At 42.7% G+C, this 15,036-nt stretch carries 15 protein-coding genes and 1 pseudogene; 8 read left to right on the top strand and 8 right to left on the bottom strand.

The window, feature by feature from the left end:
- Positions 1-44: 44 nt before the first annotated feature.
- The gene (gene cysZ, locus ACJMKR_RS09770) at positions 45-800 is read right to left on the bottom strand and encodes a sulfate transporter CysZ (protein ID WP_423062892.1); all 756 of its coding nucleotides are present in this window, start codon (positions 798-800) and stop codon (positions 45-47) included.
- Positions 801-819: 19 nt separating this feature from the next.
- Here cysZ and ACJMKR_RS09775 point away from each other — a divergent pair, with 19 nt between their 5' ends.
- The 4 genes from ACJMKR_RS09775 to ACJMKR_RS09790 all read left to right on the top strand — a co-directional run bounded on the left by ACJMKR_RS09775 (position 820) and on the right by ACJMKR_RS09790 (position 4,027).
- Positions 820-1,116 carry a hypothetical protein gene (locus ACJMKR_RS09775; RefSeq protein ID WP_423062893.1) on the top strand — a complete coding sequence of 99 codons (297 nt, stop codon included), beginning with the start codon at positions 820-822 and terminating at the stop codon, positions 1,114-1,116.
- 219 nt (positions 1,117-1,335) lie between these two features.
- Positions 1,336-2,064, top strand: a complete 729-nt coding sequence (locus tag ACJMKR_RS09780) for a hypothetical protein (protein ID WP_423062894.1) — start codon at positions 1,336-1,338, stop codon at positions 2,062-2,064.
- Positions 2,065-2,205: 141 nt separating this feature from the next.
- Complete coding sequence (locus ACJMKR_RS09785) at positions 2,206-2,862, top strand: hypothetical protein (RefSeq protein WP_423062895.1); 657 nt, start codon at positions 2,206-2,208, stop codon at positions 2,860-2,862.
- Between the two features lie 268 nt (positions 2,863-3,130).
- Positions 3,131-4,027 carry an IS6 family transposase gene (locus ACJMKR_RS09790; RefSeq protein ID WP_423062896.1) on the top strand — a complete coding sequence of 299 codons (897 nt, stop codon included), beginning with the start codon at positions 3,131-3,133 and terminating at the stop codon, positions 4,025-4,027.
- A 204-nt stretch (positions 4,028-4,231) separates the two neighbouring features.
- On the opposite strand, the gene sohB is transcribed toward ACJMKR_RS09790, so the two are convergent.
- Positions 4,232-5,251, bottom strand: a complete 1,020-nt coding sequence (gene sohB / locus ACJMKR_RS09795; RefSeq protein ID WP_423062897.1) for a protease SohB — start codon at positions 5,249-5,251, stop codon at positions 4,232-4,234.
- Between the two features lie 390 nt (positions 5,252-5,641).
- Between sohB and ACJMKR_RS09800 the strand changes: the two genes are divergently transcribed.
- Both ACJMKR_RS09800 and ACJMKR_RS09805 read left to right on the top strand, forming a co-directional pair.
- Positions 5,642-5,941, top strand: coding sequence for an IS1-like element transposase (locus ACJMKR_RS09800; protein WP_423062898.1), 300 nt, complete (start codon positions 5,642-5,644; stop codon positions 5,939-5,941).
- Positions 5,942-6,196: 255 nt separating this feature from the next.
- A complete protein-coding gene (locus ACJMKR_RS09805) occupies positions 6,197-6,673 on the top strand; it encodes an IS1 family transposase (protein WP_423062399.1) in 477 nt (158 codons plus the stop codon).
- Between the two features lie 425 nt (positions 6,674-7,098).
- Here the strand turns inward: ACJMKR_RS09805 and ACJMKR_RS09810 are convergent, their stop codons facing one another.
- Positions 7,099-8,331 (bottom strand): IS256 family transposase, encoded by a 1,233-nt coding sequence (locus ACJMKR_RS09810; RefSeq protein WP_423062605.1) that lies wholly within the window; start codon positions 8,329-8,331, stop codon positions 7,099-7,101.
- 58 nt (positions 8,332-8,389) lie between these two features.
- Positions 8,390-9,193 (bottom strand): IS6 family transposase, encoded by an 804-nt coding sequence (locus ACJMKR_RS09815; RefSeq protein WP_423062899.1) that lies wholly within the window; start codon positions 9,191-9,193, stop codon positions 8,390-8,392.
- A gap of 138 nt (positions 9,194-9,331) precedes the next feature.
- Between ACJMKR_RS09815 and ACJMKR_RS09820 the strand changes: the two are divergent.
- A pseudogene (locus tag ACJMKR_RS09820) lies at positions 9,332-9,796 on the top strand (AMP-binding enzyme); the annotation flags it as partial.
- Between the two features lie 30 nt (positions 9,797-9,826).
- Here ACJMKR_RS09820 and ribF read toward each other — a convergent pair.
- Positions 9,827-10,759 carry a bifunctional riboflavin kinase/FAD synthetase gene (gene ribF / locus ACJMKR_RS09825; protein WP_423062901.1) on the bottom strand — a complete coding sequence of 311 codons (933 nt, stop codon included), beginning with the start codon at positions 10,757-10,759 and terminating at the stop codon, positions 9,827-9,829.
- A gap of 13 nt (positions 10,760-10,772) precedes the next feature.
- On the bottom strand, positions 10,773-12,320 hold the full coding sequence (gene murJ, locus ACJMKR_RS09830) for a murein biosynthesis integral membrane protein MurJ (protein WP_423062902.1): 1,548 nt from the start codon (positions 12,318-12,320) through the stop codon (positions 10,773-10,775).
- Between the two features lie 163 nt (positions 12,321-12,483).
- Here murJ and rpsT point away from each other — a divergent pair, with 163 nt between their 5' ends.
- A complete protein-coding gene (rpsT, locus tag ACJMKR_RS09835) occupies positions 12,484-12,747 on the top strand; it encodes a 30S ribosomal protein S20 (protein ID WP_423062903.1) in 264 nt (87 codons plus the stop codon).
- On the opposite strand, the gene ACJMKR_RS09840 is transcribed toward rpsT, so the two are convergent.
- Positions 12,744-13,964, bottom strand: a complete 1,221-nt coding sequence (locus tag ACJMKR_RS09840; RefSeq protein WP_423062904.1) for an MFS transporter — start codon at positions 13,962-13,964, stop codon at positions 12,744-12,746. The genes rpsT and ACJMKR_RS09840 overlap by 4 nt on opposite strands.
- Before the next feature lies 1 nt (position 13,965).
- Positions 13,966-14,979, bottom strand: a complete 1,014-nt coding sequence (gene cgtA / locus ACJMKR_RS09845; RefSeq protein ID WP_423062905.1) for an Obg family GTPase CgtA — start codon at positions 14,977-14,979, stop codon at positions 13,966-13,968.
- Between the last annotated feature and the right edge of the window lie 57 nt (positions 14,980-15,036).

A 15,036-nucleotide genomic window follows, 5' to 3' on the forward strand; every position in this document is an offset into this window, starting at 1 on the left:
ATCACGCTACAAAACTTTTCGGCACTATAAGCGTAAGCGTTGACTCACTCTCGCCTCGGCTCATACAAAGGAAGATATTCATCAACCCACAACAACGTAGCACCGATGACAGCCGCTGGCATCACGATAAAATTCACCACCGGTATCATCGTGGCAAACATGACCACACTGCCAAAACTTAGATTCACAACCCGCTTTTGTCCCAATAAATTACGCATATCACCAAACGAAATGTGGTGATTATCCATAGGATAATCCATATATTGCACCGTCATCATCCAAGCATTTAATAAAAACCAAATGGGTGTCGCAGCAAATTGTATGCCTGGAATAAAAAATAAAATTAATGCTGCGATTGCACGTGGAATATAATAAATGAGAAATTGTAATGCACGCTTGATGGAGCGAGGAATATCCTTATAGAGAATTGACCAACCACCCTCGGTAATCTGCTCAGCACCCGTTACCATTTTCTCAACTTTTTCCGATAAAAAACCATTGAACGGTGCTGCAATGACATTTGCAATGATCGTAAAAGTGTAGGTGATGACAATAATTGCGCCGACAACAAATAAAATCCACAGCAACCAATTTAGCCAATGCAACCAACTTGGTAATAGCGTTTCTATCCAGTTAACCACATATGAAAAATAATGAATGCCCAAATAAAGTAGGCCAGCAAATAAAATGATGTTAACTAAGAATGGAATAATGACAAACTTCCGCAACCCTTTCCGGCCGAGCATCTGCACGCCTTTGAAAAAATAATGAATGCCGCCAACATGTTGTTCTTCTATCATAAAAAGATGATACCTCAGATTGAAACGTGTTAAAATCCCCAGCATGAAAGCCTACAAAAAACTCGAATCGATCTTCGAAAAACTCGCGTATTTTGAGCATTTGGGTGCTATTACCAATTGGGACGAAGCCGTCATGATGCCAAGCGGCGGAGGCACGATTCGCGCCAAGGCGTTGGCTGCTTTGCGCAATTTAACACACGAGACATTAACCAACCCCGAAGTGGGCGAGTTAATCGAAAAAGCAAAAGATGAATCGCTGAGTAGTCCGAAGTGTGTCGCGATGCTCGTGATAGATTATTGGCATCCCTGTCAATAATCGACTCGCAATACGCGACAACCTAAATAGCCGCGGACGTCCCCGTCGACAGCGCTCCGCGACCTCGCGGCCGACTGCGCACTGTCTCCAGATGACTCGACGCCGCCTACAGATTTTTGCCACTCGCTACGCTGCCTACGGAACTCCGTTCCTTCGGCACTCCGCTCTGTCAAAAATCGGCGGCTGCCGCGGAATACTCGCCATCGGCTTCGCCTCTCCATGGCTCGCATCGGTTGGCAAAAAGCCAATCTTGGTTTGATGGAACGATTTTATCGACATGAAACATGTTTACCTGCTAGCTTAGTCAATCAAATCACCCTCGCCATGATGCGGTCTCAGCAAGCGTGGCGCACCTTGCGCGCTGAAAATAATTGGCATGATTTCGCGCCGCTGCTTGAAAACATTTTGTTGCTCACCAAAGAGTCCGCACCGATACGCAGCGAAATTTTAAACCTATCACCCTATGATGTGTTGTTAGATGATTTCATTCCTGGCATCAAACAACAAAACATCGACCCTATTTTTTCGGTATTAAAAAAATCGTTACCCGATTTAATCCAACAAATCATCGCAAAACAAAAACATCGTCCGCACATTGCAATCAAAGGTCGTTTCCCTGCTGAACAACAAAAACAAATTGGCTTGGAGTTAATGCAAGCGATCGGCTTTGATTTTAATCATGGCCGACTCGATGTCAGTCATCATCCTTTTTGTGGTGGCGACCCTGAAGATGTACGCATTACCACTCGCTATAATGAAAATGAATTTATCACGTCTGCCATGGCTATTTGCCATGAAACCGGTCATGCACTCGATGCGCGCCATGGAGAGCGAAGCGAAGGCGCGTATTCCGCGGTAGGCTCGGATTTTTTGCCGAGCGTAAGCGACTGCAAAAAATCTTTACGAGCCGTCAAGTCATTTGAGAGCCCGTGCGTAGTCGAGCCGTGAGGTCGCGGAGCGCGGGCGACGAGGACGTCCGCGGCTATTTAAGTTGTCGCGTATTGCGAGTCGATTATTGACAGGGATGGCAATAATCTATCACGAGCATCGCGACACGCTTGTTACGAGCAAAATTTACCGCATGACTGGTTGCGCCAACCGGTCGGCCGAATTCACAGTATGGCGATGCACGAAAGCCAATCTTTATTAATTGAAATGCAAGCCTGCCGCTCTCGTGAATTTATGAATTTTTTATCGCCATTGATCATCCGCACCTTTGGTGATGACGAAGCTTTCAGCGCTGATAATTTATACGCATCCTACACTACGGTAAAGCCAGATTTTATTCGCGTTGATGCAGACGAAGTCACTTATCCTTTGCACGTCATTTTACGCTACGAGCTTGAAAAGCAATTAATCGCTGGCGATATTAGTGTTTACAATTTGCCAGAAGCCTGGGATGCTGCCATGAAACATTATTTGGGCTTATCGACAAAGGATGATTATAAAGATGGCGTCATGCAAGATGTCCATTGGCCATCGGGGGCGTTTGGTTACTTCCCTTCCTATACACTCGGTAGTTTGACCGCCGCGCAAATGTTTGCAAGCGCAAAAAACGCTTATCCTGACATTCTCGAAGGGTTAAATCATGGCAATTTCACGAGCCTTTATAAATGGCTCATTGAAAATGTCCACTCCAAAGCATCCTCAATCAGCTTTGATCAGTTGATGCGAGAGGCCACAGGCGAATCGCTTGATCCAAATTATTTTATTGCGCACATTAAACAAAAGTATCTAAGCGTATAAGGATATGATTTTTGCGTTACGATTGATCTGCAGTAACTAAAATCAATAAAATTTTTTATGATGACTACGCACCCCCTGGATGCAGAACCCCCTTCCAAGCCTCACTAGGCAAGCGCTTCACCAATCTATCAGAAACGACTTGAAAAGCCACATTTGGATCCCACGGCATACGTGCTGGCAAAACATGTTTTGCATCCGTTAAAAAATCTTGAGAAGCTTGCTTATCAATGAGATTTTTTTCATACTCAGCACGGCTTATGCTTATTTTTTGCTGATTATTATAGTATTTAAAAACTTCGGTTTTGTAAAATCTCAGTCTATGCTGTATTTTGTTCGTCCATTTAATGAACGATTGAGTGAGACTACCGGTATGAATTGTCCGCATTGTGATTCAAGTGTTACAAAGGGTTTAAAAAAGCTGACGTCTTTAGGGTATAAACAGTTTGTTTGCAGTGATTGTGGTAAGCAATTTAATCAACGCAGTGGCACAGCGTTGAACTTTATCATGTATCCAACGGATGTGGTTAGAACGGTAGTTCAGTATTATTATCAGTTTAAAGTCAGTCTCCACGATGTAGTTGCGTTAATGGTGATGCGGGGTTTTCATGTAACGCATCAAACGGTTCATAATTGGGTGCATCGTTTTGGTCCGGCGCTTGGGATGAGATTACGGGCACGCCGGTATCAAAAATCCAATGACCGTTGGCACGTCGATTGTACTTATTTACGTATTGAAGGCCGTTGGTGTTATTTTTACAGGGCGATTGATGAAAAGGGCGATTTGATCGATGTCTATTTAAGTGATGTACGAGATCAGCAGGCCGCAGAAAACTTCTTCAAGCAGGCGGCTAAAACGAGTGGCATTTATCCTGAGCAAATCACGACTGATAAAGAGCCCGCCCTTTATCCTGCGATCCAAGCTGTCTTTGGTGAGTATACCGACCATCGGGATAATAACTATTTGAATAATCGTATTGAGCAATCCCATCGAGGCATCAAATCACGTATGCGTGTGATGAAGGGATTCAAGAATATATTTTGCGCATTACGGTTTTGTACAGTCTTTGAAGAAATACAGCAGTTTTTTAGAGAAAAAAATAAAAATCTCAGGACAATTCTATCTAAATTTCAAACCTTCAATCAATTATTCCAACAAGCTTTCTGAATAACTCTATTATAGAAGCATATGAGTCAATAGTTGACTGAGTTTTTAAAGAACCGGCTTACGCGATTGGGGTTACTGTTTTTCGGGAATCGCCGTCCTTGGCTACTAAGTACTTTCCTGGTACTTACGCCCGCAAAACAGTATCACCAATCTCTCTGCCGCAATTGAAAGTGTCTCGTTTGTATGTAGGTAGATGTATGCCGTTTAAAGATAATCCTGTCCGGCGGTTTGGGCGCCAGGGCTGAGTAACTTATGGTAGATACTCGCAGCGCCAGAGGCCATGCGCTGGCCGAATCGTTTTTTGAGTTTGTATTCAACTTCGTAAATACTGTAGTTTTTGCTAGCGGCTAATAAATAATCGTCGCTAGTTTTTAACTCATCGACCAATTTCAAATCGATGGCGCGAGTTGCAAACCAATGCTCTCCGGTTGCAACACGATCGATGTCCACCTGGTTGCGATGATTTTTAATAAACGACTTAAATAAAGCATGTGTGTCATCTACTTCTTCCTGCATTTTTTCACGACCTTTTGGGGTGTTTTCTGCAAATAAATTTAAGGTGCGTTTGTATTCGCCGGCAGTGATTTGTTCAAAATCGATAGATTTTTGTTGTAGGTAACGGTGGAAATTAGGTAACTGCGAAAGGACTCCAATAGAGCCGACAACAGCAAAGGGCGCAGCAATAATGTGATCAGCAACGCAAGCCATCATGTAGCCACCACTGGCGGCAATTTTGTCGATTGAAATGACGAGCTTCATGTTTGCATCTTTGATGCGTTGCAGTTGTGATGCAGCAAGACCATATGCATTGACTAATCCGCCGCCGCTATCGAGTCGAACAAGTACTTCATCTTTAGGGTTTGCATTGGTGAGGATTGCAGTAATTTCTTCACGCAAAGCAGTAACGGCAGAAGCTTTAATATCACCATTAAATGTGAGTACAAAAATATTGTTGGGTGATTCTCTTTTTTTGCCTTCTTGTTTTTTTTCTCGTTTTAATAATTTTTTAAGCGCTTTCAATTCTTGCTTTGTTTTGGATTCGCACGCGATGATATGTTTATAGTCTTCGTATTTATCGTTGAGCTTTTGAATTTCGAGTTTCCCTTTGATTTTGCCTTTCGCTCTGGCGAACAAGCCAGTCATAACGATTAAGATAACGAGAATAGCAATAACAACGCTAACGAGTTTGACCAAAAAAAGACCATAATTGGATATAAATTCCATCGGGCGCTCCTTTAAATTAGATGAAAATAATAGCAGAGGAGTGATTCGAGTTACAAATAAATTGCTTATGGGTCAAGATTAGAGTGTCGCGGACCTCTTCTTTTTGTCGCAATTGAAAGCTATTTAATTACCACAAATTGGTTTTGAATGTAGTGTTGGTTTGCTTGGTGATTGCCTGAATATGGTCCTCATTTATGCTTCTAGAACACCATGAACATGTGTTATATTCTCATTAAAGCACGAAAAACGTGCTTTTTAAAGAACGTTACCCTGGTCGGCTTGATATGGCAGCAAAAACAGATAGATATATCGATAGCTGGTAGTGCCTCATTTTTGTTGATGTGATATATTTTGCTATTTCAGAAAATCATTAGGATAAGGATTGCATGAATGGCAAGAATCAATGTTGCTTGCCCCTGCTGCTGTTTACATGAGGTTGTAAAATTTGGCGTCAGCAGTACAGGAAAGCAAAGGTTTCAATGTAAAAATAATGCTTGTGAGAAAAATACATTTCTTCTAGATTACACACATAATGCTCGTGCCCCTGGTGTTAAAGATAAAATAGTTGATATGGCAATGAATGGTAGTGGCGTCAGAGATACTGCACGCGTTTTACGTATTAGCATTCGATGCGAGCCATGGAGAGGCGAAGCCGATGGCGAGTATTCCGCGGCAGCCGCCGATTTTTGACAGAGCGGAGTGCCGAAGGAACGGAGTTCCGTAGGCAGCGTAGCGAGTGGCAAAAATCTGTAGGCGGCGTCGAGTCATCTGGAGACAGTGCGCAGTCGGCCGCGAGGTCGCGGAGCGCTGTCGACGGGGACGTCTGCGGCTATTTAGGTTGTCGCGTATTGCGAGTCGATTATTGACAGGGATGCCAATAATCTATCACGAGCATCGCGACACACTTCAACACTGTTATTGGTGAATTAAAAAAAGGGTGAAGGTTTGGAGAGCGTCAATACACGACTTTTAAAGGAAAAAGAATCACTTGGTGCGTCTGTTACTGTTAATGTTGTACAAGTTGAAGAAGCGGAGCTGGATGAAATGTGGAGTTTTGTTCGAAATAAACAGAATCAACGTTGGCTTTGGCATGCGATTGATCACCATACACATGAGGTGTTAGCTTATCATTTTGGTCCAAGAAAAGATTCAGCATTTAAAGCACTGAAAGAAAAACTGAGCTCATTTGATATCAACTTTTACTATACAGATGATTGGGGTGCTTATGAAAGACACCTGCCTCAATCAAAACATTTGGTGGGAAAGCAAAATACCCAAGCGATTGAACGAAAGCATCTCACGTTGCGCACACGAATAAAGCGATTAGCGAGAAAGACGATTTGCTTTTCTAAACTGGATAAATTGCACGACATTGTCATCGGATTATTTATCAATAGGCACGAGTTTGGGAGGGTTATTTAGATGCCATCAACAAAAATGAGGCACCACCCGATAGCTTAACAGCTAATGGTGAGATTTCCTTTACTCTGGAGAATTTTTGCCGTGCATTAGAGATTAATCGGAGTTCAGGTTTAACTGCGCTTGGTAGGCTCAAAAAACAAAGGAAGGTAGTTTCGCCTAGTAGAGGATATTACCGGTTCTTTAAAAACTCAGTCAACTATTGACTCATATGCTTCTATAATAGAGTTATTCAGAAAGCTTGTTGGAATAATTGATTGAAGGTTTGAAATTTAGATAGAATTGTCCTGAGATTTGGGACTGTTTATTAGTTTGTGTAAATCGCGTCAGTCAGAATTATGAATCAGCCATTGTGTTAACTGATTTTTTAATTTTATCAAAAACTACATTGCGTTCAAATTAATTTCCTCTCTTATGAATTTTAAGTTTTATACAAAATCCGCCAGGCGATCTTCAAACATAAGGGCAAAACGATTCATGGCGGCACCCCAGTCTCGAATCGGCATGGTCCATTTTTTGGCTATATTTTTTAACCCTAAATAGAGTTGTTTTAAAGCGGCATCGTCCGACGGAAAAACTCGTTTATTTTTAATAACTTTTCGGATACTCATGTTCAGTGATTCAATAGCGTTAGTGGTATAAATCACCCTCCGAATTTCTGCCGGATAAGCAAAAAATGGCACAATGCGCTCCCAATGAGTCAACCAACTTTTGGCAATCGAGGGAAATTCAGCATCCCATTTCTCAGAGAAACTCGTCAGCGCCAATTCTGCTTCTTCAACCGTACTGGCCGAATAAATAGCTTTTAAGTCAGCGGCCACTTCTTTTTTCTTTTTCCAACCCACATAGCGCAATGAATTCCGCACCATGTGTACAATGCAAAGCTGTACTTGAGTGTTAGGATACACAGCGCCAATCGCATCAGGAAAGCCCGTTAGCCCGTCAACGCAACAAATCAGGATATCTTCTAGGCCTCGATTTTTTAACTCCGTTAATACATTCAACCAGAATTTAGCGCCCTCATTTTGGCTAATCCAAATACCTAGCAATTCTTTTTGCCCATCGATATTAATTCCTAAAGCCAAATACAATGCCTTATTGATAACCTTTTTATCTTGCTGCACTTTAATCACTAAAGCGTCCAAATACACAATCGGATACACCTTGTCCAACGGACGACTTTGCCAAGCCTTCACTTCTTCAATCACTTCGTTGGTTACTGTAGAAATGAGACTCGAACAAATAGTTGTGCCATACAAATCTTTCAACTGATCTTGAATATCACGGGTAGTCATACCCCGTGCATAAAGACTCATAATTTTGTCATCCAAATCATCAAAGCGGGTTTGATGTTTTGGAATCAATTGCGGTACAAACTCATTGTTACGATCACGAGGAACCTCAATGGTCATCTCGCCATCTGTTGTTTTGATCGTTTTTTGGCTGTGCCCATTGCGGGAATTACCACTATTGTTGCCAGACACTTCGTGTTTTGCATAACCCAGCGCGTCCGTCAGCTCCCCTTCCAGAATACGCTCCGTCAGTGCCTTTTTTAACTCCTTTAACAAACCAGTATCACCGAAAATATCAGATGCGGTCTTGGTATGTTTGAGAAAATATTCCACAACCTGTGGATCTAATTTATTGGTTTTCATTGCCATAGTCAAAGACTCCGTATAATTTTAACGACCTTTCCCTGACTATCGCATTTACACAATCTTATTTACAGACCCTGAGATTTTTATTTTTTTCTCTAAAAAACTGCTGTATTTCTTCAAAGACTGTACAAAACCGTAATGCGCAAAATATATTCTTGAATCCCTTCATCACACGCATATGTGATTTGATGCCTCGATGGGATTGCTCAATACGATTATTCAAATAGTTATTATCCCGATGGTCGGTATACTCACCAAAGACAGCTTGGATCGCAGGATAAAGGGCGGGCTCTTTATCAGTCGTGATTTGCTCAGGATAAATGCCACTCGTTTTAGCCGCCTGCTTGAAGAAGTTTTCTGCGGCCTGCTGATCTCGTACATCACTTAAATAGACATCGATCAAATCGCCCTTTTCATCAATCGCCCTGTAAAAATAACACCAACGGCCTTCAATACGTAAATAAGTACAATCGACGTGCCAACGGTCATTGGATTTTTGATACCGGCGTGCCCGTAATCTCATCCCAAGCGCCGGACCAAAACGATGCACCCAATTATGAACCGTTTGATGCGTTACATGAAAACCCCGCATCACCATTAACGCAACTACATCGTGGAGACTGACTTTAAACTGATAATAATACTGAACTACCGTCCTAACCACATCCGTTGGATACATGATAAAGTTCAACGCTGTGCCACTGCGTTGATTAAATTGCTTACCACAATCACTGCAAACAAACTGTTTATACCCTAAAGACGTCAGCTTTTTTAAACCCTTTGTAACACTTGAATCACAATGCGGACAATTCATACCGGTAGTCTCACTCAATCGTTCATTAAATGGACGAACAAAATACAGCATAGACTGAGATTTTACAAAACCCCTCATAATAAATCCGGAAAATTAGTCATTACTAAACCGTGGCCCGGCATGATGCAAACTATTTACGGTGATCATCAACGATTTATTGACACGTATTTTAAAGAGTTTCCAGATAGATACGTTGCCAGTGATGCTGCATTTTGCGATGAAGACGGAGACTATTGGATTATCGGTCGCACCGATGACGTCATTAACGTTTCGGGACATCGGCTTGGTACAACCGAAGTGGAAAGCGCTTTATTGCATAACCACCATGTAGCCGAAGCTGCCGTTGTGGGATACCCTCACGATATTAAAGGTCAAGGCATTTATGCCTTTGTTGTTACCAAAACGAACGTCAGGCCATCCGATGAGTTAAAACAAGACTTAATTAAAACCGTTCGCGAAGTAATCGGTCCGATTGCAAAACCAGATGTGATTACCTGGGCTACCTCATTACCCAAAACACGATCGGGAAAAATCATGCGACGCATCTTGCGTCAAATTGCTGCAGGAGATATCAAAGATTTGGGTGATACCTCCACTCTCGCTAATCCAGAGGTGGTTGAGGAACTTATTACCGAAGCTGAAGAGGCGGCTTAGCCTCGTTTTGATTTCAAAATTATGAAGATTCTATGCCAGATGCCGAAAATAATTCTTCGCATCAATAACATCTTGGTGAATGTGTTCAACTAATTCCTCTAACGTATCGTATCGCTCTTCATCGCGCAGTTTATGCAAAAATTCGACCTCAATATTATGCCCATAAATTTCAGCGTTAAAGTCGAATAAATGTGCCTCCAATAAAATTCGTGTGCCACCCACCATCGGACGAGTACCGACATTCGCAACGCCCTCATAAGGATGATCACCCAACCCATAAACACGAATCACGAATATCCCGCCCAAAGGTACCAAGTCACGGTGCAAATTAACATTGGCTGTCGGATATCCTAGATCGCGACCCAACCGATCACCATGACCAACTTTTCCATAAAGTCGATACGGCCGACCCAACAATTTTTCCGCTGCATTTAAATCGCCTGCCTCTAGTGCCTCACGCACACGCGTGCTACTCACCCGCTCATTATCAACCATGATAGTTGGCATTTCGATCGTTTGAAAACCGTATTTGTCTCCCAGTTGTTTTAACTGTGCATAATCACCGGCACGCTTGGCACCAAAACGAAAATCATCACCCACGATAACGACTTTTGCGTTTAATTGATCTATCAATATTTTTTTGACGAACGCTTCTGGCGACAAACTAGCCAACGCTTGATTAAAACGCAAACAAAAAACATAATCGATATTATAATCTTTTAATGCCAACCATTTTTCACAAAAACGCATTAACCTCGGTACCGTTTCGCGCTTGGCAAAAAATTCTTTGGGTTGTGGCTCAAAGGTGATAACGATACTCGGCAAATTCAACGATTCACGCATTGCATTTAATTTATTTAATAGCGCTTGATGACCCAAATGCATACCATCAAAATTACCCAATGTCACTACAGCACCCTGCAATGGTTGTGATAAATTATGATTTCCACGAATGAGCTTCATAATAGGACAAGACCTAATCATCAATAGCGGGTGGGCGTAAATCTTTAAAACGTAACCCACAAATAAACAATAAAATTATATAGGCAGCAACACCTAGAACAACAGCCACAACTAAATGCCAACACCGCTGCCCAATCGACCAATCCATCCAGCGGTGAAGATGGCCCGCAAAAAATCCAATGACAACACCCATGCCAATATTGGCGAATAAGATGGACGATAGCAAGCGCAGCCAACCGGCTCGCGGTTTAAAAATGGTGCGTCGCAATAAAAAGAAAATTAACAAGGATGCGTTAAACAACGATGCCAACGATGTAGCCAACGCCAATCCCGCGTGTGCTAACGGTTTTATTAAAGTGAGATTTAAAATTAAATTAACGACCATCGCCACTGCGGCAATCTTGACCGGCGTTTTTATATTTTGCCGCGAATAAAATGCTGATGCTAAAATTTTAACTAGCATAAACCCCGGCAAGCCCACCGAAAAAGCCCACAATGCTCTGCGCGTCATGACCACATCAAAGGAATTGAACTTACCGTGAAGAAATAAAGTCGTAATAAGCGGACCCGACAAAATAAATAAGCCTACTGCTGCCGGAACTCCCACCAACACAACAAGACGCAACGCCCAATCTAACGTATCAGAATATTTTTCTATCGAATTCGAGCTGTGAAAGCGTGATAAGTTTGGCAGCACCACAGTCGCTAGCGCCACGCCAATAACACCCAGCGGCAAATACGTTAAACGATCCGAATAATATAACCACGAAATACTGCCCGCCGGTAAAAAAGAAGCGAAAAAATTATCGATCAACAAGCTAATTTGGGCCACGGATACACCGAATAACGCCGGAACCATTAATTTTAAAACGCGAATCACGCCGGGATCACGCCATTGCAATTTTGGGACGGGAAATACATTGATCCGTGCGAAAAATGGCAACTGCATCAATAACTGTGCAGCACCACCGATTAAAACACCCCATGCCAAAACATAAATCGGCACATGCGCATGCGGTGCCCACCACAGCGCCACTGCAATCATTGCCACATTCAATAATACTGGTGTAAAGGCGGGGATTCCAAACCGATTAAAGGTATTTAATGTCGCACCCGAAAACGCAGTCAACGCAATTAATAATAAATAAGGGAACGTGATGCGGATCATATGGGTGGCATAAGTAAAACGCACCGGATCGTGAATGAATCCTGGCGCGAAAACCATGATGATCATCGGCGCGATTATCTCGGCAAGCAAAACAACAATCAATAACGCAAATCCCAACGTGCCTGCGATATGATTGATGAATTGCTGAACCTCATCATGAGATCGATTCGTGCGATAATTCGCTAAAACAGGTACAAACGCTTGTGAAAAAGCACCCTCACCAAAGAGGCGACGCATACAATTGGGGATTTTGAAGGCAACAGCGAATGCATCGAACGCAGGACCCGCGCCAAAGATACTTGCCAACACAACGTCGCGCACAAAGCCCATGATACGCGAGATCATCGTCATGCCTGAAACGATGGTGATCGATCTTAATAATTTTTGAGACATGGCAACGATGTTTCCTTATCTTTCGATCCACTAGGATACATAGGGATTAGGAATTAGGGAATAGCTGTATAGCCCTGCCGACATCCATCTTGACAAACCCCGAACAACCAGGCATATTGCTTTTCCTAACAAACTAGGGTCTGTTGACAAGAGGAATTCCAGCATGGCTAACTCGCCACAAGCAAAAAAACGAGCTAGACAAAATCAAATCCGCAGCTTACATAACGCCAGTCAGCGTTCTGAGGTGCGTACTGCTATTAAAAATACTTTGAAATCAATCAAAAGCAACGATAAGAGTGCCGCTGAAACTGCATTCCGACGCGCTGTGATATTAATCGATCGCGCTGCTGGACGTCGAATCATGCATCACAATAAAGCTGCACGCCTGAAAAGCCGATTACACAAAAAGCTCAAAGAATCAGCTTAAGAATCAAGCAGTTTCTGATACCGCCCGACGTAAATTACGACCACCAACACGACTAAAATCGTGTAGATAACGGCTAGACTCAGTAAGCCCTTCACAGTCACATGGCTGATGAGGAAAATGCTCAATGAGGTAATTAACGTAATCAATGAAACTTGAATAGCCATTGCCACCCCGACATTCTTGGGGAATTGTCTTAGATTTGCTGCCAGAACGTTGGGATAGACCAATCCACAACCCACACCCAAGAAAATAATTGGGATCATGAGTGACGCTAAGTTAAGATGCCACCAAAAAGCAAAAACATACGCCGATAACATGCCGATAACGAGCACGACGTAGCCTATATCACACACTTTCCTCGGCATCATGAAATGCAATAAAAAACGGTTAATCAACGCGCCGGACAGATAACTGGCACCCGCGAGTAAAGCCGTGTTTCCATAAACTAAGACGCTATAATGCAAAACATTTTCAACCACAAATGGCGCGATGACTGGATAAATTAATATAAATACATTAAGAAAACCGCCGACTACAACACCTGCAATAAACTGTTTGTGTTGAAGCACCTTTAAATATTGTTTAAAAACATCACGCATCGCAAACGATTGCCGCTCGATAAGACTCTCTTTAATAAACAACAACAATAAAAGTAATAACACACCGGCCACGATACCCAGCAGCACAAAATTCGCCTTCCACCCAAAATTATGCTGCACTAATCCCCCGATAAAGGGACCAATGATTGGACCGAGACCATAAGTAATTGCGGTGTAAAGAATTGCTATCGCATACTGTTTGCCTGAAAAATTATCGATAATCAACGCACGACAGCCAACGCTGATCGAAGATACCATCGCGCCCTGAATAAATCGGAAAATCATCAACTCGAAAATTGTATGACTTAACGGCGCCAGAAAACTGGCGATGACATATAAAAAAATACCGAAAACTAACGTTCGTTTACGACCAATCGAGTCAATGATGCTACCAAACACAAGACATCCAATCGTCATACCAAATACAGCCATGGTGATCGTATTTTTGGTCGCAGCGACTGTGGTTGAAAAATAATGCGTGATCGACGGCATGGACGGCGCATATAAATCAATATTAATGCCGGATAAAAAATTCAGTAAGGGTGCAATAACGATTAAAAACGTTAAATATGAGCTGGTTTTAGTTGAAATAATAGGATGGTCTAGATACCGTTTCATTTTATTTTTTCGTTTCTTCCAAAAACTCCATCAATTTGTAGCATAGGTGCTGTGTTCCTTCTTTTTTAACCGCAGAAATTTTAAATACCGGGCCCTGCCAATTCATTTTCTTAACAACAGCCTGGCAACGCTTCTCCATTTCATCTGCAGGCAATAAATCAATTTTATTAAAGACTAACCAGCGTTCTTTTTCAGCCAATTCAGGACTAAATTGTCGCAATTCTTCGATGATTTTATCGATAGACTCGACAATGTCCGCTTCGTCGCTCGGTGCAATATCCACCATATGGAGTAGTAATTGCGTTCGACTTAGATGCTTCAGAAACTGTACGCCCAACCCAGCACCTTGAGCCGCTCCTTCAATTAACCCTGGAATATCAGCAACAACAAAACTGCGAAATTCGCCAATCCGCACCACTCCTAAATGAGGATAAAGTGTCGTAAAAGGATAGTCCGCGATTTTTGGGGTAGCATTGGAAACGACACTAACAAAGGTCGACTTGCCTGCATTAGGTAACCCCAAGAGCCCCACATCGGCTAATAATTTTAGTTCCAGTCTTAATTCACGATGCTCACCCTCAGTACCGGAAGTGGTTTTTCGGGGAGCTCTGTTTGTACTACTCTTAAAATGGGTATTACCTAAACCATGCACGCCACCCTTGGCAACACACAAGCGATCACCTTGCTTCGTTAAATCTCCGATGAGTTCATCGGTCTCATGATCATAAACCGTTGTGCCAACAGGCACGGGAATGATCAAGTCTTCCCCACTTTTGCCCGTTCGCAATCGACCCTCACCAGAACGACCGTTATCCGCACGAAGCAAGCGTTTGTAACGAAATTCAACGAGTGTGTTCACGCTGTTGTCCGCCACAAAGTAAACGCTACCCCCATCGCCGCCGTCACCGCCATCGGGACCGCCGCGGGGAATATATTTTTCGCGTCGGAAGCTCAGACAACCATGACCACCGTTGCCTGCTTCGACTCGAATAATTGCTTCATCAACAAATTTCATAATAAAACTTCACAGTGAAATTCGCGAAAAATAAACCCCGTCGCTGACGGGGTTTAT

Origin of the sequence: Candidiatus Paracoxiella cheracis, from assembly GCF_049348705.1 — a bacterium.
In the GTDB taxonomy this organism is placed as follows: Bacteria; Pseudomonadota; Gammaproteobacteria; order Coxiellales; family Coxiellaceae; genus Paracoxiella; species Paracoxiella cheracis.